The organism is Agrobacterium sp. 22-3639C2 (assembly GCF_053522105.1).
Genome location: NZ_JBNWDB010000002.1, coordinates 361,769 through 384,175, shown reverse-complemented (window position 1 = coordinate 384,175; position 22,407 = coordinate 361,769). Strand labels below are relative to the sequence as shown.

The window sequence follows — 22,407 nt, the reverse complement described above, 5'->3', positions numbered from 1 at the left end:
CGGCAGATGGCAGACTCGGATGTCTCGGTGGAGGTTCTGACCGGAGAGGAAATCAAAGCGCTGGAGTGCTGGCGGCAGGGCGACTACACGCTCCAGAGGACTCAATTTCCTTTGATCGTCGATACCGATGACGAGGACCTGTATCTTGATACGGTCGAGGCTTGCGGCTGGGTAGTCATTACCCAGACGTGTGACATCGTCAACTATGGCCCCGGAAAAGAATTCGTGTCCTTCTGTCCGATCGTCGAAGCATACGATCCAACGCTCAAAGACGTGAAGGCTGGGGTCACTCCTGCCTTCGCCAAACTCGACCTCGCCGTTAATGAACATCATGTCATCGACTTCGGTAGGATTGCTAGCATACACAAGCGTGCGTTGCTGAAGCTCGAACGATCCAATGGCTTTCCCGACGACGCCGCTCGCAGTGTTTTTCAGCAGGCGCTTGAGCGCCGATTTGGTCGCTTTGCATTCCCAGATTGGCTTAGTAACGGACCATTGCGGCAGCTTCGTAACCGCGCGCGCGAGGCTCACAAATCAGGCGGTCCCCTTGGTGACATCTACAAGGCTATCGACGAGTTCCGGGTGCGTGGAAACCCCGATCTCGATAGTAAGGGGTCGGCCATTGGATTCTTTGCAATTGTAGACTCCGTGAAGGAAAAGAAGACGACGCGGGAGGCAATCCGAGAGGAATTCATGAAACAGGCCAAGAAGTTCGTTTGGTCTGATGAATTCATTAGAGAAGAAGAGTTCCTCGCAATTGCAACCCTCGACGAAGTATCAGGCAGGGACATCAAGCAAAGCTATGCGATCGATTTGGATTTTATTTCAATGAATTCAAATAAAGGTAGCTGAATTCTGCGACTTTATCTGTCAATCGGCTCAGAATATTGACCCCTTATCGGCGTCCAATATTCACCCCCCCTGTAAGCGATCAGCGCTTGGCCTGCCCGGCGCTGGCCGGGGTTGCAGAGGGTAGGCCAAGTGCGGGTGATGGGTATCTTCGGCTTCAGCTTTGAGATCGATTCTTGAAGCGCCAGGACTCGTTTCCTGTTTCCACGATCTCGCAGTGATGGGTCAGGCGGTCGAGGAGTGCTGTCGTCATCTTGGCATCACCGAACACGGACGGCCATTCGCCGAAGGCAAGGTTCGTCGTGACGATGACCGAGGTGCGCTCGTAGAGCCTGCTGATAAGGTGGAACAGGAGCTGACCTCCGGCCTGCGCGAACGGCAGATAGCCAAGTTCATCGAGGATGATGAAGTCGAGGCGCGTGAGGTAATCGGCCATCCGACCTTGCTTGCCGTTGCGCGTTTCCGTTTCCAGGCGATTGACCAGATCGACGACATTATAGAAGCGCCCACGCGTCCCGTTACGGATGAGCGCACGGGCAATCGCGATGGCCAGATGGCTCTTGCCTGTTCCCGTGCCGCCAACGAGGACGACGTTGCGCTGGTCGGCAACGAAGGTGCCGGTGGCCAGTTCTCGAACCAGGGGTTCATTGATGGGCGTATCTGCAAAATCGAAGTCGTCAATGTCTTTCGCCAAAGGCAATTTGGCGATGGTGAGCTGGTAGCGGATTGAGCGTGCCTGTTTCTCGGCGATCTCCGACTGCAGGAGGTCCCCAACAATGTGCGGTGGTTCGTGCTGCCGTTTGATCCCATTGCTCATGACCTCGTCGTAGGCGCTGCGCATTCCGTAAAGCTTCAGCGTACTCATCAGTTCGAGAACCTGCGTGCGTTCCATCAACTTACCCTCCTGAGCCTGTCGTAACGGGCGCAGTCGGCGACCGGCTCATGGGCAAGCCGAAGCGCATCCGGGATTTGCAGCGTTGCCGCGGGAGCCGGATCGCGACTTCGCGCCAGAATGTTGATGACCACCGAGGCCGAGCAGACGCCGTGATCGAGCGCTTCCTGACAGGCAGCCTCAACGGCTGCGAGACCATCGGCGGGAACGCATCCGAGTATGGTGACCATCTGCCGATCACCGTCATCGACGCTCTTCAGTCGCTTGCGGACCTTCTCCATCGCGGCTGGCAAAACCCATTCGCGGAAGGGAGCGCCGTTGCGCAAGGCTCCGGGTTTGCGAGCAAGGACAGGGACATAGTGCCAGGGATCATAGACGGTATCGCCACGGCCGAAGCTGCGCTGGTGTTCCGCGACCGTCACTCCATCCTGTTTGATGACGATCCGGTCGGCATAGGCATGAACCTCGACAGGGCGGCCGACGGCAGTCGACAGGACCGAGTATTTGTTGTTGTCGAAGCGGACGGTGCAGGTCTTCGACACCGAGGCAGGGACGCTGTGGAAACCATCGAATGGGCCGACGTAGCGCACGAGGCTGCTGCGTTCGGCTTCGAACATCTGCCAGATCGTCTGCGCCGTCTGTTCGGGATGGCTATGGGCCTTGGCATAGGCAACGCATTTGTCGAGCAGCCAGACATTGAGTTCCTCCAGGCTTTTGACCCTGAGGCGCGGCGTGAAGAACCGCTCGCGCACAAGGCCGACCTGGTTCTCGACCTGTCCTTTCTCCCAGCCGGATGCGGGCGTGCATGCTACGGGATGGACGAGATAATGGCTGCACATCTGCAGGAAACGGCGATTGTAGAGCCGTTCCTTGCCGATAAAGACGGCCTCCACCGCCGTCTTCATGTTGTCGTAGATGCCGCGCGTGCAAGTGCCACGGAAGAAGTCGAAGGCCTTGTCGTGCGCGTCGAAGACCATCTCCTGGCTCTCACGCATATAGGCCCGCGCGAACATCATCCGGCTGTGGCAGAGCCGGACATGGGCAACCTTCACCGTCGTCGTCACGCCCTGGATCAGGACGATCTCATGGCTCCAGTCGAACTGGTAAGCCTCGCCGGGCGCATAGTAGAGCGGCACGTAGGCCTCGGCCGTCACAGCCCCTCGATCCTTCGACCATCCGTTCGCATAACGCCTGATTGCATCGTAGCTGCCGTCATAACCCAGCGCCCGAAGCTCTTCGTAAATCCGGATCAGCGTCAGCCGCTCGCGAGAAGGCTTGCCTTCGTTCGCGGCTAGGAAGCGTTCGATCTCAGCCTTCCAGGCCCCGGTCTTCGGAAGCGGCTGCCGTTCGCGCTCGTAGGAAAAGTCGGTCTCATCGGATCGCAGTATCTTGCGCACCGTGTTGCGGGACACATGCAGCTCCCGAACGATCCTCTTCACCGACCAGCCCTGCACATGGAAGGCTCGACGAACACGCGCAATCGTATCCACTCGCTTCAACTCCCCCTCCATCCGCCAGCAAAAGACGGATGGTCAGACGAAAAAGGTGGGGGGTCAAAATTGGACGCCGGTCACCCCGCCAGAGGGGTCAATATTCCACGCCGAAACACACCTTGACCTCGTCCGGCCACTGCCGGTGAACCTCAAGTCCAGACTTCCTCGTCGTGAGAACCTCCAATGTATTCTCCATGGAGAAACTCCCGTTGCTTGTCCATGGAAAGGCGATCACAGATTAGGGCGGCGAGGACAATGTGTGATCGGAACACCGGTTACAATGGGTCAGCGATAGGCTTCAATCATCGATTTCGTAACGTCCTGTGCAAAACAGACTGGCGCATAACCGCCAGGCTTAGAATATGCACTTCGGTTGCCGCATCTTCGGCCCCCACGATCTGTGCTGTAGGGACAGGCGCACGTGCCGGGATAGTTGGCAAGAGATTCTGCAATGATCCGCTGGATGATGATGGTGGGTGATAGTGTCGGTGGAGGCTTACTCTTTGGTTCCGACGGTTTTGAGATTTCCTCCCGTTTGGGGTTGTCATCCTGCAAAAACCTGGTTGCGACCCACCCTTCTTTTTGAGTCAGAACATCTTTGACCCGGGACCATTGTGCCTCCGACTGAAGGAGGTCCACTTTTCGTCCTCGATCCAGTCTATCAATGATTTGAGATTTTGGGTTTGGCGCATCGCGCAGTGCGACACCGTTTCCGTTGACAAACTTGGTTCGTATTTCTGTGAAATTCGGCGAAGTGGGCGTCTCATCTCGTGGTGAAGCGGTTGTTGCTGAAGGGGAGGCGGGTTGTTGGTCAATCACCGTCGACGGCGGAGGTTCCGGGACTCGCGCACCAGTCGAAAAGCTTGGCGATGGTGTTGTTACGCCGGACTTCGATGGTGTTTCCCCCAATTTCGAAATGCCGAAGAGGATGAGTCCACAAAGCAGCCAGTATCTTTTTTTCATAGAAGAGCCCCCACGGCATATTGCCGATGGCTAAAATGCTCTGCAAGTAGCAATAGCGGCCACTCTCAACTTAATGGTTAATTTCGATGATGCATGGCCGGCAGGCGGTCGCTCTTGGCTTTCGGCGAGCGCGTGCGTGATCGGGCCGGACGCAGCCAGGTGGTTTTTAAGCTCGGGAAGTTCGTCGCTAAACTGAACTCAACGGAGGTTTTCGGCGATCGTCCGATAGCACGCATCGTCTTTACCGACGTCAGTTTTGGTGATCGGTTTCCAAATATCTCGGTCAAAATCGAAGAACTCGACCACACATGTATTAGTGTCGTAGTTCAGCCACTGAGCGGCCACCAGCCTGCTGTCGCGGCGAAAGTCCAAACTCAGATACATGTGTTCTTCGCCACCACGTGGGAATGACGCCGGGCGGCCCGTTTGATTGTTGGCGACGATAACGAATGAGCACCCTGTACCACAACCGATCTGGATAAGGGTATATCGGCCAGCGAAGTTTGGCCCTTGACGCATACCGTCTCGAATACGGGTTCTGAAACTGTTGAATTCGCGGTCGCGCCCCTTGAAGTCCGGCATTATAGTCTTTCCTGAGAAACGACCTTGGGCCGGGTAGTCGGAAAGGTCTGGCCGCTTGAACGTTGCGCTCGAAGAAACCGCTACCGCACTTTCCTGTTTATAGGATGTCGAGTCACAGGCATGCCATCGCATCTGATAGCCATATTCTCCCTCACGACCATAACACCATCCTGCAGCCTCTAGCTTGTTGCTGATGACTTCGCGTCGTTCGCAGGCCGCGTTTGTTTCCGGCAGGTCGCCGCTGCCGCCGCGGCAGGCACTATTCTGTTCCGTCCATTGGGATATCAGAACTACAGGTTGAGAGACGCCCTTGTCGGTCTGGATAACCTTGCTCGTTTCGGAGATGATCACGCCCGCCCTCTGGTCCCAAACCAGAGCGAACTCGGCCGAGCCGGATGAAATACGGTTCCCGACGTCGCGTTTCGTGTACCAGTCAACAATGCCGTCAACCTTGCAGGTTTGCGTGCAAGTCACCTTCGTCGAGCCTGGCTGCACGCTGTAGGCGCGGACTGGCCATCTGGTCGCGAAGTTACGTTTTTCGTCAATCAGAGCCGCCTTTGGAGTCGTCTTCCCGTAGAATTCGACCGTATTGGCATACGCCCTGGCCATAAAGGCGAGCGCTTCTGAATTACTACGAGACCAGGCGTCGTAGTACGCCGTCACAAAGGCCGATGCTTTTTCCTCTGTTGTTGGCAAATGGGCCTGATTGGTTTGTGGAGTTGCAGGCACCACCGTCGGTGCGGCCTTGGATGGAGCAGCGGATTCCGTTAAGTCGGCCAGACTTCCCCACGTCACTTTATAGCTCTGCATCTCACTGGCGGTGAGATAACGCATGTCGTTGCTGGGAACGGACAGGCTGAGTTGGAGCAGTTTCGGGTCGACATCCATCTCCACAAGGTACGTCATGATCTGGGCGGTCAGTGCCTGAACCGCAGCGACTGCAGTGTGCCCCTCGACAATCGTTTCCGGGGAGAAAGAGGATTGGTGCACACCGATCGCGCCGGGCTCTGCCTGCCGGTTCACGCCTCCGACGAAACCGAGTGCACAGGCTGACGCGCATTCGGCGGACCGGAGCTGCAGCGTCGATAGACCGAGCGATCTGATCATCCTCCCATACGCCATCGCCGTAGCGACGTTGCCGCCGTTGCTGTTGAAGGTGATCAGCTTGGCACCGCTTGCGGCGACTTCACGCGCAAGTTGGTCAGGATTGTCCGATGTCGTGAACTCACCCTTCAGCAGGAGAACAGGTGAAGAGCCGTCAATTGGAACACGCTCAAGGGTGATGTCCGCATGTGAGACCCCGGCACAAGCGATGGATGCCGTAACCGCTACCAATAGAATACGCTGAAACACGACCTCTGCCCCCGTTCGCTTTCAGATGCATGCTATCGCGTCAAATCCCACGCGCAATATGGAAAGCCGCCACACCGGGTTTGACAACTGCCTTGAGTAAGTGAAGAGAGTCGATGATGGTACGTGGTCTGGAATTGGCCATCCCTCGCTGTTGCGGGGATGGCCACAGGACGTCAACGTAAATTGCGCCTATTGGTAAGGCGCTCTCTCCGGGTTTTGAATATATTTCCGTCAAAAAGACCGAAAGATTTCCAACCGTCTTCCTTGATCTCACCATACAGAATACGGACTCTAACAGTTCCGTCACCAATATCTTCTATGATGGAGACCGTGAATGTCCCGCCGATCTCGGAATTCACGTCAAAGACCTCTTCGCCGAGAGCCGGCGCGGTCGCGATAGCTCGCATAAGTGCTCCAATGCTCGATGAAAGTTCGGGCGTGGCGCACAAGCGAAAGGATGAACTTGCGCTTGTGCGCTTAGAGTTCGGTTTGCCTCAGCAAAAATATCTGCCTCATGATATCCCCCTACGTAGGAACTTCTGGCCGAAGGTTCGGCGTAGCTGTCCTGCCATAAGCAACAGATGCCGTCAATCAGCGGGAAATGGCGCAACTGAATTCGGCTGTTTTGATCCAAGGCACACGCTCGACCCGCAACACCTGGTTGATGTAAGGTCGAACAGAAGCGCACAATGGACGCAGCAAATGCTTTATGGAATCTGCCTGAAGAGCTGCAACGCTACGACAAGTGAAATCCTGAAACTGTGGGATGAGGCAAGCTTATTTGAGGCCAAAGGCTCGATGCAGGAATTGGGGTACCCGCCCCATCTGACGCTTGCAGTATTTGACCAGTCGCCAGGAGACGTTAGCGCGATCATGGCAGAGGTCTTTTCGGTGCAGAAAGAGCTTTTGATCACATTCGACGCAGTAAAATACTTTGACAATGATACCATGGTTCTCTGGGCAAAACCCCTCTCGAACCAGGTTTTGTCCGACATACACGGCAGACTACTCGGTCACTTTGATCCGCTGAGCTGTCACGAACATTACCGCGTTGGTCGGTGGGTTCCTCATTGCTCCCTCGCGACTGCGGTGCCGCAGTCTGCCAAACCAACAGCAATCCAGTGGGCCGAAAGCCGAAAAGTAAGGTTCACCGTCGAATTTGACGTGGCAGATTTTGTCCAGTTTCCGCCGGTCGTGGTGCGACACGAACTGCGATTGCGTTGAATGTCCACTCTTGGAGCTTCGTCGCCATGACGGCGGCCGGAGCAAACCGGGTATTGAAGCTCGGTGCGATGCGTTGATCACTGCGACTGGCTATACCAAAGCGTCGACGGTAGTGCCGGTCCATCATGCAAGCAACTTGTTCAGAGCCTTTATGACGGTTTCGGCGCGCTCCAGTGTTGCCATACATCTTTCGTGTTGCCATCAACACAAATGCGTTGAAGCTCGTTGCTCGACCTCTTACACCCTCTTCGCGCGAGTACTCGATGATTACGATAGCATGTCCCTTGTTTAGGGAGCGTGTATCGTTATGCATGAAAGCTGACAAAGGAACGCAGATGTCGATCACTGTAGAGAAAATAATCCCTGCTGCGCGTATGCGCCAGTTCCATCAGATGGTTGATCGGTGGCTTGAGGAGGGTCCGATCAAGCTTGCGACCAATGCCACGATAACCGCAATGGACAATGCCGGAATCCCTAAAGCTGAACAGGCAGCGATCATCGAGGATCGGGACATCATCATGAAACACAACATGCGCCTCGGTGTCATCAGCGAAGTATTCGCATCAGCCATCGAGAAAGCGGTGAATTCGTCTCGGTCGGGAAGTGAAGCTCAGGATGAGATCGCTCGGTTGATTGTGACTGCAATTGGCATCCGTCAGGACGATGATAGTGAACGGGTCACATTCACGTTCACTACTGAAAGCGAGGCAGATGCATTCGATAAATCCATCTGAAAGCATCTGCTGATCCAAAAGGACTTTCCAGAAGTGCTGTCCATGACATCGTAGCGAGAAAGGCAGGAGACTTGTTTGCAAGCGTCTCAAAGTAGTTTTCTTGCAGGGCGTTCCCCACGGCTTCATGTGGCCTAAAACGGCCTTACGGGTTCAAAAGCAGCACCAGACGACGCGCGATCAACGCGCACCGTCTGGTGCATGCAGCGGTCACTCAGGGCCGCAGCCGCTTCGGTGTCCGGCTGAGCAATGTGACCTCCCTTATGCTGGCGGCGTTGAGAAGGCGCATCATGATGCGACCAAGCCCAACCCCCATACCTCCGTGTGGCGGGCAGCCAAATCGAAAGAAATCAAAATAATCGGATAGGCCGTCCAGCTTCAATCCGCGTTGCTCTGCCTGCGCAACAAGGCGGTCGTGGCGATGTTCCCGTTGCGCACCGGTCGTGATTTCGAGGCCACGCCAGAGGAGATCGAAACCCTTCGTAATGTCAGGGCAACCCTCATGGCGCATATGATAGAAGGCCCGGCCGCTCGCCGGGTAGTCAGTTATAAACAAGAACTCATGCCCCGTTTGTGCGCCAATATGTTCGCAGAGGATTCGCTCACCTTCAGCATCAAGGTCGTCCTGTCGCGTCAGCACGTGACCGAGCTGGCTGAGGATTTCGCGGGCTTCGGCAAAAGTCACCTGTGGAAACGGTAATGTAGGTGGAATTACCTTCACGCCGAAATGAGCCTCGATCTCAGGGCCATGAATCTCCGCGACCACCCTGATGGAATGGGCGAGCCAGCGTTGTTCAAAGTCCATCAGTTCATGGTGGTCTTTAATCCAGCTGATCTCCATGTCGATGGAGGTGAACTCGGTTTCGTGCCGCGAAGTGAAGGAGGGCTCAGCACGGAAGACCGGGCCGATCTCAAATACCTTCTCCATGCCGCCGGCGATAGCCAGTTGCTTGTAGAATTGCGGCGACTGCGCGAGGAAGGCCGTGGTGTCGAAGTATTTGACGGAGAAAACTTCAGCTCCGGACTCGCTTGCAGTCCCCATCAGCTTGGGCGAGTGAATCTCACGGAAACCGTACTGCTTCCAGAACTCGCGCATCGCCTCTTCCAAGGTCGTCTGTACAGCAAAGACCAGTTGTTGCTCCGGATAGCGCAAACTTACCTGCCGGTGGTCCAGCCATTTTTCGAGGCCGGAATCGCGCGCTATGGGTATAAGGCTGTCGGCCAGCCCGCACACCTCAGCGCCGTCGAGTATGACTTCCAGGCCACCGAGTTTTACTGCCGGGGCAGCAACGACCGTGCCGGTGGCCATGAGTGCACTTTCGGGTGTCAGAGTATCGAGTGCTGAGGCGAGAGCTTTATTGTCCTTGTTCTGAGTAAGCTGAACCTTGCCTGTTCCATCACGCAGGATGATGAAACGCATGTGTTTTTGATCGCGAATGGTGTCGACGAATCCATGCAGCTTGACACTCTGCCCGATGCTAAGGGGCAATTCCGAAATCGGGCGATCGTACGAAAGGAAGGGATGAGACATGACTTTCTCCAGGAAAAACCGATACGGAGAAGCCAAACCTACAGCCCTTCCGAAACCGGCAGGGCTGTGGTGATCAATGAGCTACGCTAAATCGCGCACACACCATCCACGACCCCGGAGGGGTCGTTATTATTGACGGTCATGTTGGGTCGCGTGCTCATGCGTCGATTTAGCCGCAATGACAGACCGTTGTAAACCGTCAATCGTAAATCACGATACTGCCTTGTGTGATGAACTATCTGCCGCGCTGATCGCCAGCGTTTTGGCGATTGCGAACGATATCCGGATTCGGCGCTGAGCGGCAGAGGCCTCTCGGCCCGAAGCGGTTTTTGCGGCTCGGCAATAGATGCCGCCGCCGCTCCTTCGCACGAATGGGAGCTACGGCACGATCGAGCTCTTCGTTTGTTCGGTGCACAGGCCGCTTTGTTTTTGGCTGGCTAGAATGCCTTTGTTCCAAGGACAGCGTGCATGCAGTATGGCGGTGTCCATAACCAAATCTCCGCCACGCCACCGTCTCGTCGCCACATGGCTCCAGCCGGCCCATCTCATCATGCGTCGACATTGGACCGAAGCCGTGAGGGGATCACAAAAAATCGCTCGAATGACGATTTTTGCGCGTTATGGTAGCGGTATGCGATGCAGGTTAGGGAGGTCGGCTGTGCTGAGAAGTTTATTTCTGTTGGCTGGTATAGTTTCGGCTGTTCCAGCGTTTGGACATTGCTTGACCCCAAAGGAAACCAAACAGGGCGTGCTCCTCACCAGAGAGCAACCGTTCTTCTCCGTCTTCTACAAACCGACGCAGTCAGGGTTAACCGAGCAGCGCCTGATGGCACGGCACGCTTCACTAGAGCCAATATCGGCGGAATATCTGCACCCCTTGCTCGTCACCAAACGGATCAGCGCGAAGGGCTTGCAAGAAGTGACCTACTCGGACGCGACGACGCTCGACGATTTGCCATCAAAGGGAAATTGGCGATCCGGTACAACGCTGTTCGTAAATGGTCAGAAAACGGTTGCGGGCACGACCACCATCACCTTCGAAAAATGGGCCGAGGAAACAATTGGATTCTGCTCGTATCCGGTTTGGGTGGTGAAAAGCCGCGTGGAGCTGCAAGGACTGTCTCCGATAATCTTTGAACAATATTACTCTGCCAACCTGAACCTCGTGCTTCGCTCGATCAGACTCGACCCGTCGGGACATCCCATTAGTGAAGTCCGATTTGACCGGTTTCAGATTGGTTGGAGCAACTGACAACTGGTGGCCACAGGACGGGACTGCTTCGCCGGATATCTGAGACATTCGCCTATCCAATCTCGTCGGTTTGGGATTATCACCAAAGCCCGCCTTCTGCACAACGGTAAGGCCTTGCTTACGACGCGTGGTCCCAACGTGCTCGACTACCATTATGGCCGCAGACGGGGTCGCCGCAGTCGACCTTGCGACGACCCGTTCTGGCGCATTTTCTGCAAGCCGCCGATCTTCCGCTATCGACCTATTGCGGACATACTCAGTCGTAAAAATCGGCGGCGAGCTCTGAGTTTTGCGACAGAAATTCCCTTTTGATTTGAGGCGCGGCCGACTGTCGCGTAATTAGGATTTCTGCGAATCTTCATCACGCCAAGGCACAACGGAGAGGTCAGGCCAGACAGCGATCCACCGCGCAGTTTTAGCATCGTATATTTCGCGGGTGATTTGCTTATCGTTGTGTCGTCTCGCCGGGCAGGAGAATGCGATGCCCAGCATCTTTATCGAAGATGAGCGTACCTGTGGTTTTACGCCACGACGTCTTCCGGTCCTTTGCTGTCGCTGCGCTTCCAGATAAAAGACCATCCATCGATTTTTTGGCCGCTTGCTTTCATCGATAAGGCCTGTTCAATCAATTGATCTCGGATAAGGCCCATTTTTTCCAAAACGCGGCAGCTTGCGTTGTGGTCTGCTGCGCACACTGTGCGGACTTCGGATAATGTTGATCGCTCGCGGACCCACTGCATGACCGCCGAGCCGGCCTCGGTTGCGAAGCCATGTCCCCAGAACGCAGGTCCCAATCCGTAATGTATTTCTGCCGTCTCGTCATCCGGCATGAACATGAGGAAGATGCCGATCGGTCTGTTGGTGCGCCGGTCGATAATGGTCCAGACAAAACGGCTGGTCTTGCCCCAGGTGGTTTCGCCCCACGCATTGATCAGTTTTTCGGTTGTCGATTGCGACGTATGAGGACCCCGTGGCAAAAATTCTGAGGCTTGGACGTTCCCGGTGTATTCGTCGAACAGTATCCTGGCATCTTCCGCACGTGCAGCCCGCAGCACCAGATGCTGAGTTGGAATTCTGATCGGCGGCGAGTTCATCGTAACTTCCGTCTCTCCGGTGGTCGCGTTGTCGTATGTCGGCATGGCCTTCCTACCGGATTGAGGTCACGCAAAAAACCGTTCAGCGTGTTGCCGATGTTGTTTGAATGATCGGATAGTGAGTGAACTGGTCGTGCGCTCGGCAATCGAGTCAGAGCTGCTTTATGATCTCCGAAACGCATTTCTCGACGGACATGTGGAACGTATCCACACGCAGATCAGGGGACCACGGCTCGAAGTTAAGTTCCTGTATCTGGGCCCACGTTGGGTTTGATCGACCTTCAATGGCAGGTGATCGCGTTTCGGCACGATGGCGATGTGTTGTGACATCCGAACAAATAACTTCAACCTCAATGAAGCCACTGCCGGTTTCGGTCGCGACTTTTCTGAATGCAGCCCGGGTAAGATCGATAGGATTGACGGAGTCAGCGATGACGGTCCGGCCCAGACGCAAGTTGTCCTCGGCTACCCGATAAAGCGTAACATATCCCGCAGGTCCGACATCTTGTCGGTATGCGGATGGTGCCGACGAGCTGATGGCTTGTTCAATGGTATCAACGCGCAGGTAACACGCGCCGGTTCTAAGGGCCAAACCCTGTGCAACAGTGCTCTTGCCCGAGCCGGGCAGCCCACCAAAAATAATCAGCATTCATCCCTCCCGTTTCGTTGCGCATACACCATCCGTCGTATTTGGCACGGGGATGGACATCTCTCCGTAGCAGTCGCGTTCAAATTCCATACTGTGAGGCAAGTTTGGGGATGTGAAAAGTTTCTACGGATCGGGACAAAGAGCAGCAATGCTACAGCCACTTCATCTTGAAGTCGGGGTGGGGTGACCACATTTGAACCGTTGCCAACAACTGGCCGCTACTGTAGCCGTGACGGATGACGGTAATTTCCAAATCAACTGTTATCCGTATCAAGGCCCTCGGTCTACATTGGCGAGACTCTAGGCTCCTGGCGTTTGAGGTTTACGATAGGGAAGGCCACCTCAAGGGAGTGCGGCCGATTGGCGGTAGCGTAGAATTTGGCGAAACAGCGAAAGCCGCGGTTGTAAGAGAGTTCAAAGAGGAAATTGATACCGACGTTGACGTTATCGGCGGGCCTATTGTTCTTGAGAACGTCTTCGTCCACGAGGGGCAACCTCGGCACGAAATCCTATTCATTTTTGATTTGGTATTTCCTCAGGGGGCGTTCGAGGCACAAGATCGTATCCGATTCCAAGAGGACGATGGTACCGTAATGGAGGCGGCTTGGTATGATCTACGAGAACTCGACGTTGAGGGGGGACCAAAGCTTTACCCGAAAGGCCTCAAATCCCGATTGATCGAGCGATGATCCGTGACGGCTAAAGACCATAGACAGAGCCAAGCCTTGGAGTTATCGAACAAGGTATCGAGCTGCCATGTCTTGCCAGCTGGGAGCCGAAATAAACGGCAGTAGCTCGGGCGTAGCGAACGTCGGGGTTACAAACTGTCGAAGATTGCCGAGGCCACCGCGACTTCAGTACCGGCCAGCCCGAGGGAGCAGAACAGGGTCATTTGATCCGCTGACGTCCGGCCGGGCACAGTTCCTGCAACGATATCAGAAAGCTCCACCATCCGATTCTCATTGCCTGAACCATTCAGGAAGAAGGGGGAGGTGTAGGCTCGCGTCTGTTCGGAAGCATCTGTCGCAATAGTGCCTGCCATATCCGCGATATCGAGCGCGAGTTCGTATCCATCAAGCGTTTTAGGGCCAATCGTGTTGAGATGCACACCGCGCTTCAGATCGGATGCATGGACAACAGGTTGATTGCTGGACGTGGCACAGATGACGATATCAGCATCGCTCACGGCCTCATAAACACTGTCTGCTGGCCTTATCTCAATTCCCAGGTCCGCTTCCATTTCCCGCGCGAAAAGGCTTCGCCGGGTTTCGTCGCGGCTGTAAACGCGGGCAGAAGTGATTTTCCGAACGGCAACAGCAGCTTCAAGCTGGCTTCGCGCCTGAAGCCCGCTACCCAATACCCCCACGACCCTGGCGTCAGGTGAACTAAGGTGCCGAATTGCGACACCTCCTATCGCACCGGTTCTGATCGCGCCAAGGCGTTCCCCGAGGATAAGCCCCTTCAGCCGCCCGTCGTCCGCAGACCAAACGGCGACGATCTGGGAGTGTTCCGCGCCCTCGAATGTCTCATATACCCGAAAGCCCGCGAGAGGTTTTTCGCCAAGGCTGCCTCCTACTGTAAAGATCAGATCGCCCCGCCCGGGGAACGAGACATGGTGTCGGGGTGGGGATATTGTTTGGCCATCAGCGCGATCGCGAAGAATATTTTCTACGGCCTCTATCGCAACATTCATGAATGAGCCGTCCAGCAGGTCACAGTCGTTCAATATTCTTGTCATCATCGAAACTCCAGTTTCAGCCAATTTGCAACCTGAACCCGCCCTGAGGTCAATAGGCATGGTTAGTTTGAACCGCTGCCTTGTCTGGCGTGAAGCCGAAGCCGCCTATTACCTCACGAGAACCGAATTGCCTGACGTAGTGTCGCGATGGCCTCTGCTACAGACGGCCCCTCGATCAGTGGCGGATCAGGCCGCTCACAGAATTCCCGCCATACAAACAATGTGAGCTCTGCGCCGTCAGTTTGCATCTCCTCCGGTCCGTTCGAGAGTTGCTGGAGGACTCTATAGCGGTGATCTGCCCAGAAGAGGTCTTCGACCCACTCATAGATTGGAATAGCGTGGAAATGGATCGGATACCCAAGGGAATGCCCGTAGCGGCCGATGTAAATCCTGGTCGCGCCCAGGCTCTTCAAGGCACGCTGAACAACCGCGAAGACCCGCCCCATCGAGCTCAGCGCCTCGACGGAAAGATCACTTAAATCGTTCGTGGCTTTCGTCGAAGCTATGATGAGATAGCCGGGAAGCGTCGAGTTGACACGATGGTTTATAGACCAATGAGCATTTCGGGCGATATGAAGGTGCGGCGGAATATCCTGGGTCATCGCACCAATTTATCAGGCCGGCTTGTAGCCGCAATGGCTGGTGTACGGCGCAATCCAGTTGAGACGGGAGGAGCCGTTTGCCGCTGGTGGAAATGTTGAATGTTCACCCGTAGGCGAGCCGGAGCGCAGCCATGTCACCGCTGCCGAGCGCCGCCAGGTTGGCTTCGATTTTCTCGATAGGCCAGTCCCACCAGGCGAGACGAAGCAGTTCGTTGATGAGTTCGCTGGGATAACGCATTCGGATAATAGATGCTGGATTTCCCCCGACAACTGCGTAGGGCGGTACATCCCGGGCGACGACCGAAGCGGCAGCGACGATCGCACCCGCTCCTATGTGAACGCCTGGCATGATTGCCGCGTTCTGGCCAATCCAGACGTCGTGGTCCACGATCGTGTCCTTGACGGGCAGGTCTTTGTAACCAAAGGTCTCCGGCTTGAAGATACGAAACGGGTAGGTGGTGAAGCCGGTCATCGGGTGGTTCGCCGAACTGGTAATGAAGTAGCTTCCTCTCGCGATCTGCACGAATTTGCCGATTACCAGTCGTTCGCGCACACCATGACCGAGATAAGGAGCCAGGATCAGGGCCGTGTCTTCGGGCTTTCCAGCATGAGTATAGTAGCTGAAGTCACCGATCTCCATCCGCGGATGATCTATGACGTTCTTCAGATATACGGTGTCCCGATAAACAGTTCCGTCGGGCAGCGTAATCGGATGGATGGCATTTGCGTCGAGAAGAGCCATACAGAACCTTTCGAATGCCAGCCGGCCAAAGCGGCATCCTGTTTAACCTCGCGGGTGATTTTGTCGCTGTCAGGCTATTTTCTCCCGACCGAGAAATCCATCACGGGTGGTGTATCGTTCCAATGAATAGTTTTGATGGCCACCGTCGGGGTTGAACACATCTACCCTCTGCGACCTCTCCGATAGGGCGCTTCCGTGCAAGCGAGTATATGGAAGCCCGGAGGCGATCCGATGTGATTATCTGTGTGGTCAGCGGCGGGTGTTCCGCTGACCACACAAAGTCTTCAGAACAGATTGCGAGTGTCGCTCCTCGGGTCGTTTGCCACCTGATGAGAAACGTAAAGTTCGGCGCGCGCCTTTCGACGCCACGGTCGAGCCGGATTGTCCGAGTCAATCACAATATCCGCAACGGTTATCGCAGCTATGCCATCTGCCGCGCACAGTGCTTTCCATTGACCGTTCGGTGCAGCAACTCCCGAAGGGACCACCACGCTCTGCGGCGCGTGGGCGGCATAGCTGATCCAGTACGTATTGCTGGCAGCATGTCCCAATACCTCGGCGGCAAAACCTGATGCAGCGGACGGCGTTTCGCCCGTGGTCGAGAACAGGACGCAATCCACGTCTAGCCGCTCGTACTCGGTGAATATCTCCGGATAATGCGTTTCCATTCCGAGCGCGCAGCCGAAGCGGACGCCGCCAACGTCAAATGTCACAGGAGTTCTTCCTGGCGAATACATGAATGAGACTTTTGTGTTCGACAACATTCGCTCGTCGTACCGTGTCACCAGTTTCCCCTGATCAGAGATTACGTACAGACTGTTATGTGGCCGATGCGGAGCGGTGAGCTGATGAACTGAACCAAACACCGTCCATAGCTGAAGCTCCTTCGCGAGCTGGCTGGTCAGATTGAGTTCGTCACGCAAGGTCGCCCATTCGAATTTGGCCCAGGCAGAAGGACCAATTTCTCTGGGTCCATTTGCGGACATGATCCGCTTATTGGGCGAGCAGATTGCCCCCTCAGGGAAATGCACAAGACGCGCACCCGCGTTATGCGCCTCTTCCATCAGGCTGCGCATTTCCCGCCCACCGGCCCGAAGCGCCGAAATGTCACGGGGATCATCGAACAACGATGTTTGCCCGACAGCTAATCGTATCGAACGGATCGCGGAGGTATCCGTTGGCTGCCGAATATGTCGGAGTGCTGAGGTATAGGATTCGCCGGTTTTCGCGGCACGAGCACGCACACGGCGCTTGAGATTACCGTTTTTCGTCATCTTGGAGCCTTCCACGTCCCGGACCCAGTTCCCCAGCAACCCGCCCGAAACGCTCGGACCAAGATAATGACCTGAGACGGAAGTCCCTTTGCCTCCGTTCAAGACCCTGCTGGGGAGAGTCTGGGAGGTTTGGCGCAGGTCACGCCATAATCAGGATGGTAGCGGAATGATGATTCGTCAATGTGGCTCGATGCGAGGGCGGGCCGGAAGAAAACACGCGATCGGGGTCTTACAAATACGGCACGCGGAGTCTCGCCATCGCGGCGATCATGATGTGTCGGCACCAAGAGCACTGGGAGGAAAGTTTACGGGAGCCGAATCGTCGCGGCAGGCGAGGTACACACCGAAGGCGGCCAAATCGGGGGCGCATCGTCGGAATGGAAATGGTCGAATTGCTGCCGCCATCGGACGTAGATGGCCTGTCGGCTCACACAGCGCCACGTATCCTCGTCAACGGCCGGGCGCGACCGTGCGCCAGGTCCTGGGTGGTTGGTTGATCGGCCTTACATCTTTAGACCTTTCGTTGCGAAGCCGGCCTTGTTACCTTCGCCCGAACCCACCCAGTTCTTGGAGACCGACGTGGCAAGGAAGGCATTCATCATTGGCGGAACCGGTCAGATTGGCCGTGCGGTGGGTCTGAAGCTGTTGAAGGAAGGTTGGGGCGTTACCTTCGCAAGTCGGAGTGGTAACATTCCCGATGAGGCACTCGGCTTCAGTGCGGAAGCAATCCTTCTCGACCGTGATCAACCCGGCGCTTTAGCAGGGGCAATCGGCGAAGGTGCGGATGCGGTTATCGACACCGTGGCATACGATGAAACGCACGCGGACCAGCTTCTGGCTATCGCGGGCTCGGTCGGGCAATTCTTGGTGATCTCATCATCTAGCGTCTATCGCGATGAATTGGGCAGGACCCTGGACGAAGCACGAGAGAACGGCTTCCCTGATTTGCCGGAGGGTATGACGGAGCGACAGCCAACCGTCGAGCCCGGCCCGCAGAATTACTCGACCAAAAAGATCGCGCTCGAAAGACGAGTGCTACAAGCGAAGTGCCCTGTCACCATCCTGCGCCCGGCGGCAATCCACGGCACCCATTCCACCCATCCTCGTGAGTGGTGGTTTGTGAAACGCATGATGGACGGTCGCAAAGTCATACCGCTTTGCTTTAACGGACAAAGCCGTTTTCATACGACCGCCGCACAGAACATTGCCGAGGTAACTAGCCATGCGCTGGCCCATGGCAGAAACCTGATCCTTAATGTAGCCGATCCGGTCGCCCCGACGGTGCTTGAGATCGGAACTCACATTGCCGAAGCAATGGGGTGGAACGGGACCTTTGTACCGCTTGACGTTGGCGATCCACGTGTTGGCTCACCCGCTGGCTGGACACCTTGGTCTGTACCCGCTCCATTTACCCTGAGTACGGATGCTGCTCGACAGATCGGGTATGTACCTGTCACAGACTATGCAGGTTCAGTAGCAAATACATGCGAGTGGCTTCGACGCGAGGCCGGCGAAGATTGGCGAGAGCGGTTTCCCGTCCTGGCTCGCTACAGTGTTCCTTTGTTCGATTACGACACAGAGGACGCGTTCTTCGGTAAGTAATGGATAGCAGGGTTACACGAGGTTAATCGGGGTTTGTGCCTCGGCACGAATCCAGTTGCAGAACTGCCTAGCTACTCTCAAATCCGAACGACGCTGGTAACGATATGATCCGATCTCAACCGGATCATATCCAGGTAGGGCGACCAGCGCGCCAGATTGTGTTTCTTTGACGATGAGAATCGGCGGGGCCAGCACCATGCCGAGACCCGCCACGCAAGCATGAAGCGCGGCGTCGTCCGTATCGAACTGATGGGCAAAGTAAATCTCTGTCGGAGAAACACCAGTTTCATCGCACCAAAGCTTCCAGTCCCAATTGCCAGCGGCGCATATCAGGGCAGGTAACTTTGCCTGGCGTCCAAGGCTAGTCGCAAGCAGGTTCGGAGAGACGACAGGCCGACAGAGATCACGCTCAAGCAGCTCCCATCCTTCCGGAACAGGATCGATTGCCCGGAAATAGCGAATGCTTACATCGGAAACCGACATGGTAGAAAAGCCTTCAGGGGTGGCGCTTGTTTCCACCCGGACCCGGGCTTTGGGGCAGATAGCGCGAAAACGATCCAGAGCTGGTATGAGCCAGCGCACAGCAAGCGACATCGATGCTTGCACGGTGATCTCATTCTCGTCACGAGAAAGGGCCTCGGCCGAGTGCTCGATAAGGCGGATCGAGGGCGCAACCTGCTGATAAAATCGTTCGCCGATATCGGTGAGGGAAACAGAATTGTTTCCTCGCCGGAACAAGCTCACTCCAAGCACATCTTCCAGCTTCCTGATCTGATGACTTACCGCGCCCGAAGTGACGCCAAGTTCAGCGCCAGCCGCCGTGAGGCTCGCTGTCCGGGCCACGGCGGTGAACACTCTGACGGCATTGAGCGAGACGCGGCCACCGATCTGCATGAATTTTCCTCAAGCCCCCTTAAATCTCCTCGTTTGAGCGCCGCTCGATTACTCGGCATACATGGCGACGCAAAACCTCATAGGACGTGCTATGCGCTCAACTCAGCTTTACACCAATATCAAAGCCATCGCATGGGTGACTGTGGGGACAGCATTATTTTCTTTGATTTTCGCATCGGGAAGATTCGCCGACGGAAGCGCGAGTTCTTCGCAAATCCTCTTTCTCCGATACATCGGTGGTCTTGCGACGCTTCTGGTGGTCGTGGTCGCGCGGCGCGAACGGTTGTCGGCCTATCGAAGCGCAAAGCCGCTTTCGCATTTCATGCGGGCCATCTTCGGCGCTTCAGGTGGTGGAGCACTGGTCTACGCGTCCGCTAACATGCCGATCATTGACGCCACGGCCATCGGCTTGCTGTACGTCGTGTTCGTTGTGCCCCTTGGCGTTGTGGTCCTGAAGGAACAGATCACCTGGTCGCACCTTGGTGCCATTGGCATCTGCTGCGGGGGAGCGGCATTCATCATGGGGTCACGCGGAGCATTCACCGCGTTCCATGTTGCATACGTTTTCCCGGCTGGCATTGCAGTCCTCGGTGCAGCGCTCCTCGCAATCGAGGGGCTGATTATCAAAATGCTGTCGAGTTCCGATCGCGCGATGACGGTGCTGCTCTATGTCAATACGTTCGGAATCATCCTGATGGCCGGGCCCGCTGCTATGCAATGGGTTCCGCTCTCTCTTGAAACCGCCCTGTCATTAGCTCTGCTCGGGCCGCTTGCGGTGACGGCACAATACTGCATCGTCCAGGGTTATCGCCTCGCATCGCTATCGATCGTCGGCCCTGTCGATTACACGTGGCTGATCTTCGCCGGCTTGATCGGCTTTCTCGGTTTTGGTGAGAAGGTTTCCCTGGGCGTCGCAACAGGTTCGGCGATTATCGCTATCGGTGGCATCATGCTTGCCATCATTAAGCCACCTGCCACGGACCAGGAGAGCACGTCGACGGTTTGACACAAACAACGCCATCTGGCCATCTCATTGGAAGCAGAGCCTCTTTTAAACTCATTCTCTTCGACTGGAGACTGAATTCATGCGCCTGACCTATCTGGTGTTTGCTCTTCTTGGCCTGTTCTGGGGCTCGAACTTCATCTATATGAAATGGGCGGCCGAACTGATTACACCGGCACAAATCACTTTGCTGCGGGTGTTTTTCGGCTTTCTGCCATTGGCGTTCGCCGCATGGCATAAAGCGGTGATCCATCGGGATCAAGTGCAGCACTTGCCGCATTTCCTCGTCATGGCGGTGCTGGCGACAGCATTCTATTATTTAGCGATCGCGGAAGGCACGGCGCTGCTTCCGTCCGGCATAGCCGGCATCCTTGGGGGATCGATCTCGCTATTCACCACGATTGCCACCCTTCTATTCCTCCGCAATGAAAGACCAACCGCTTTGATGCTGGCCGGTGTTCTTGTGGGCTTCGCTGGTATCGTCCTCATCGCACAGCCCTGGGAGGCGACCGATAGGACGATCGACTTAGTCGGAGTGTACTGGATGCTGGCGGGAACGATCGTTCTTGGTATCTCCTACGTTTACGTTCGCCGCTTTCTGTCGCCTCATAATCTCCCGCCTCTGGCGCTCGCCACGTGGCAAACAGGCCTTGCTCTTGTGGTACTCCTGTTCGTCGTGGATCGGACTGGAATGAGCAATATCCTGCAAGACTGGAACGCAGCTGCCGGGGTCGTCATCGGCCTTGGTATCCTCGGAACCGGAATGGCGTTCTTGATCTATTATTATCTGCTGCAGGAGTTGGGTGCGGTCGCCGCTTCGGGCGCGACCTATATCACGCCTAATGTTGCGTTGCTGATCGGCTGGGCTATTGGCGAGAAGGTCGGCATTTTGGAGATTGCCGCCATCATCCTTGTGCTGACGAGTATCGCAATGTTGCAGATCGGTCGGCAGCGATCGATGAAGCAAGCTGCCAAGGGATAGCGGTCGGTATTACTCACCCCTTGCGCAGAATAAACGCCGCGAAGTCCGGCACAAATTTGTCGGGGGCGTTGGTTAGGTGTTGTGCACAGGTGCTCCACCATACGTGCCAGAAACCGCGCGCATTCTGCTGGCGATGTCTCAAGCTGCGGCTGAACTGGTGAATGCGGGTGAGGCCACGCCTGCCCAAGGAAAACTTCAGGAAATGATCGCCTGGTTCGACAGCCGCTTAGTTCCAGGCATTGAAGCTGCGACGGCTACTCGCCGAAAGGTGTGACGTGCATCCGGCCGAGAAGAGGCGAGAGGCAGCGTCTATTTGTAAATACGACTTCGTTCCATGAGATTGCCGAAACTTCCGTGTTATCCAGAGGAGCGCCGTGACAATTGCACGATGTGGGGTTGGCTATGACCTCGCACGTCACTTTGCTTCTAAAAAAAGACCGTCACAAAGGGATGGCCAATCTTGGATTCGACGTCAAATTGCGTATGGTGGCGCACCGTTTTTTACGACCTCAAGAGGCCCATATGCAGGTTTTAGTACGCGATAACAACGTCGATCAGGCACTGCGCATTCTCAAGAAAAAACTTCAGCGCGAGGGCGTTTTCCGCGAAATGCGCCTGCGTGAAGCTTTCGAGAAGCCATCCATCAAAAAAGCGCGGGAAAAGGCTGAAGCAGTCGGCCGCCAGAGGAAGCTCGTCCGCAAACAGATGCAGCGTGAAGGCCTCCTTCCAACAAATCCTAGAAAAGGCAAGTGACCACGATTGGCGTGGCGGTGGCCATTCGATCATCCTTTCGAGCCATCTCTTCTTATTGACGAAACAACGTCAATATCGCCCTGCATCTGCGATCTGCAAAACGCTGATGGCGAGTTGCTGCTGCGTCTGCAGTCCGGCCCAAGCCAACAAGCGTTGGAGCTGTAGTCTTGCCGATGAAGGGAGAAAATGGTCGGCATGCTCCTA

The 22,407-nt window shown here is 55.7% G+C and carries 21 protein-coding genes and 1 pseudogene; 10 read left to right on the top strand and 12 right to left on the bottom strand.

All coding sequences use genetic code 11. From position 1 onward, the window contains the following. Positions 1-6: 6 nt before the first annotated feature. Positions 7-852, top strand: coding sequence for a hypothetical protein (locus ACQZ6D_RS09555; protein ID WP_448729879.1), 846 nt, complete (start codon positions 7-9; stop codon positions 850-852). 154 nt (positions 853-1,006) lie between these two features. Here the strand turns inward: ACQZ6D_RS09555 and istB are convergent, their stop codons facing one another. From istB to ACQZ6D_RS09535, 4 genes and pseudogenes are all read right to left on the bottom strand, one after another. Further along, positions 1,007-1,741 carry an IS21-like element helper ATPase IstB gene (gene istB, locus ACQZ6D_RS09550; RefSeq protein ID WP_217003783.1) on the bottom strand — a complete coding sequence of 245 codons (735 nt, stop codon included), beginning with the start codon at positions 1,739-1,741 and terminating at the stop codon, positions 1,007-1,009. Positions 1,742-1,749: 8 nt separating this feature from the next. Then, positions 1,750-3,240 (bottom strand): annotated as a pseudogene (istA, locus tag ACQZ6D_RS09545) (IS21 family transposase); the annotation flags it as partial. Positions 3,241-3,519: 279 nt separating this feature from the next. Then, a complete protein-coding gene (locus ACQZ6D_RS09540) occupies positions 3,520-4,197 on the bottom strand; it encodes an SH3 domain-containing protein (protein ID WP_448729878.1) in 678 nt (225 codons plus the stop codon). A 198-nt stretch (positions 4,198-4,395) separates the two neighbouring features. Continuing rightward, a complete protein-coding gene (locus tag ACQZ6D_RS09535; RefSeq protein ID WP_448729877.1) occupies positions 4,396-6,132 on the bottom strand; it encodes a hypothetical protein in 1,737 nt (578 codons plus the stop codon). Between the two features lie 417 nt (positions 6,133-6,549). On the opposite strand from ACQZ6D_RS09535, the gene ACQZ6D_RS09530 reads away from it, so the two are divergent. Together ACQZ6D_RS09530 and ACQZ6D_RS09525 are read left to right on the top strand one after the other, a co-directional pair. After that, the gene (locus tag ACQZ6D_RS09530) at positions 6,550-7,356 is read left to right on the top strand and encodes a 2'-5' RNA ligase family protein (protein ID WP_448729876.1); all 807 of its coding nucleotides are present in this window, start codon (positions 6,550-6,552) and stop codon (positions 7,354-7,356) included. A 311-nt stretch (positions 7,357-7,667) separates the two neighbouring features. Next, positions 7,668-8,090: a hypothetical protein gene (locus ACQZ6D_RS09525; RefSeq protein WP_041694629.1), complete on the top strand. Its 423-nt coding sequence runs from the start codon at positions 7,668-7,670 to the stop codon at positions 8,088-8,090. Positions 8,091-8,301: 211 nt separating this feature from the next. Here the strand turns inward: ACQZ6D_RS09525 and aspS are convergent, their stop codons facing one another. Then, complete coding sequence (gene aspS, locus ACQZ6D_RS09520; protein WP_013761470.1) at positions 8,302-9,618, bottom strand: aspartate--tRNA(Asn) ligase; 1,317 nt, start codon at positions 9,616-9,618, stop codon at positions 8,302-8,304. A gap of 631 nt (positions 9,619-10,249) precedes the next feature. Between aspS and ACQZ6D_RS09515 the strand changes: the two genes are divergently transcribed. Beyond that, entirely contained in the window at positions 10,250-10,870 is a 621-nt protein-coding gene (locus ACQZ6D_RS09515) for a hypothetical protein (RefSeq protein ID WP_448729981.1), read from the top strand. Between the two features lie 521 nt (positions 10,871-11,391). On the opposite strand, the gene ACQZ6D_RS09510 is transcribed toward ACQZ6D_RS09515, so the two are convergent. Together ACQZ6D_RS09510 and ACQZ6D_RS09505 are read right to left on the bottom strand one after the other, a co-directional pair. Further along, complete coding sequence (locus ACQZ6D_RS09510; RefSeq protein WP_013761463.1) at positions 11,392-12,009, bottom strand: GNAT family N-acetyltransferase; 618 nt, start codon at positions 12,007-12,009, stop codon at positions 11,392-11,394. A 106-nt stretch (positions 12,010-12,115) separates the two neighbouring features. After that, positions 12,116-12,613, bottom strand: coding sequence for an AAA family ATPase (locus ACQZ6D_RS09505; protein ID WP_448729875.1), 498 nt, complete (start codon positions 12,611-12,613; stop codon positions 12,116-12,118). Positions 12,614-12,849: 236 nt separating this feature from the next. Between ACQZ6D_RS09505 and ACQZ6D_RS09500 the strand changes: the two genes are divergently transcribed. Further along, positions 12,850-13,302: an NUDIX hydrolase gene (locus ACQZ6D_RS09500; RefSeq protein WP_448729874.1), complete on the top strand. Its 453-nt coding sequence runs from the start codon at positions 12,850-12,852 to the stop codon at positions 13,300-13,302. 128 nt (positions 13,303-13,430) lie between these two features. Here ACQZ6D_RS09500 and ACQZ6D_RS09495 read toward each other — a convergent pair whose 3' ends face one another. The 4 genes from ACQZ6D_RS09495 to ACQZ6D_RS09480 all read right to left on the bottom strand — a co-directional run bounded on the left by ACQZ6D_RS09495 (position 13,431) and on the right by ACQZ6D_RS09480 (position 16,969). After that, positions 13,431-14,351, bottom strand: coding sequence for an ornithine cyclodeaminase family protein (locus ACQZ6D_RS09495; RefSeq protein WP_448729980.1), 921 nt, complete (start codon positions 14,349-14,351; stop codon positions 13,431-13,433). Positions 14,352-14,464: 113 nt separating this feature from the next. Further along, positions 14,465-14,953, bottom strand: a complete 489-nt coding sequence (locus ACQZ6D_RS09490; RefSeq protein WP_448729873.1) for an HIT family protein — start codon at positions 14,951-14,953, stop codon at positions 14,465-14,467. 103 nt (positions 14,954-15,056) lie between these two features. After that, positions 15,057-15,695 carry a CatB-related O-acetyltransferase gene (locus tag ACQZ6D_RS09485; RefSeq protein ID WP_448729872.1) on the bottom strand — a complete coding sequence of 213 codons (639 nt, stop codon included), beginning with the start codon at positions 15,693-15,695 and terminating at the stop codon, positions 15,057-15,059. A 284-nt stretch (positions 15,696-15,979) separates the two neighbouring features. Beyond that, entirely contained in the window at positions 15,980-16,969 is a 990-nt protein-coding gene (locus tag ACQZ6D_RS09480; RefSeq protein WP_448729871.1) for a carbon-nitrogen hydrolase family protein, read from the bottom strand. A 579-nt stretch (positions 16,970-17,548) separates the two neighbouring features. Here ACQZ6D_RS09480 and ACQZ6D_RS09475 point away from each other — a divergent pair. After that, the gene (locus ACQZ6D_RS09475; protein WP_448729870.1) at positions 17,549-18,571 is read left to right on the top strand and encodes an NAD-dependent epimerase/dehydratase family protein; all 1,023 of its coding nucleotides are present in this window, start codon (positions 17,549-17,551) and stop codon (positions 18,569-18,571) included. A gap of 12 nt (positions 18,572-18,583) precedes the next feature. Here the strand turns inward: ACQZ6D_RS09475 and ACQZ6D_RS09470 are convergent, their stop codons facing one another. Further along, positions 18,584-19,465: a LysR family transcriptional regulator gene (locus tag ACQZ6D_RS09470; protein ID WP_448729869.1), complete on the bottom strand. Its 882-nt coding sequence runs from the start codon at positions 19,463-19,465 to the stop codon at positions 18,584-18,586. Positions 19,466-19,556: 91 nt separating this feature from the next. On the opposite strand from ACQZ6D_RS09470, the gene ACQZ6D_RS09465 reads away from it, so the two are divergent. The 4 genes from ACQZ6D_RS09465 to rpsU all read left to right on the top strand — a co-directional run bounded on the left by ACQZ6D_RS09465 (position 19,557) and on the right by rpsU (position 22,203). Then, the gene (locus ACQZ6D_RS09465; RefSeq protein WP_448729868.1) at positions 19,557-20,471 is read left to right on the top strand and encodes a DMT family transporter; all 915 of its coding nucleotides are present in this window, start codon (positions 19,557-19,559) and stop codon (positions 20,469-20,471) included. Positions 20,472-20,550: 79 nt separating this feature from the next. Next, positions 20,551-21,450 carry a DMT family transporter gene (locus tag ACQZ6D_RS09460; RefSeq protein WP_448729867.1) on the top strand — a complete coding sequence of 300 codons (900 nt, stop codon included), beginning with the start codon at positions 20,551-20,553 and terminating at the stop codon, positions 21,448-21,450. Between the two features lie 103 nt (positions 21,451-21,553). Beyond that, positions 21,554-21,724: a hypothetical protein gene (locus ACQZ6D_RS09455; RefSeq protein ID WP_448731717.1), complete on the top strand. Its 171-nt coding sequence runs from the start codon at positions 21,554-21,556 to the stop codon at positions 21,722-21,724. Between the two features lie 248 nt (positions 21,725-21,972). After that, positions 21,973-22,203 carry a 30S ribosomal protein S21 gene (gene rpsU, locus ACQZ6D_RS09450; protein ID WP_025595849.1) on the top strand — a complete coding sequence of 77 codons (231 nt, stop codon included), beginning with the start codon at positions 21,973-21,975 and terminating at the stop codon, positions 22,201-22,203. Positions 22,204-22,407: the final 204 nt, after the last annotated feature.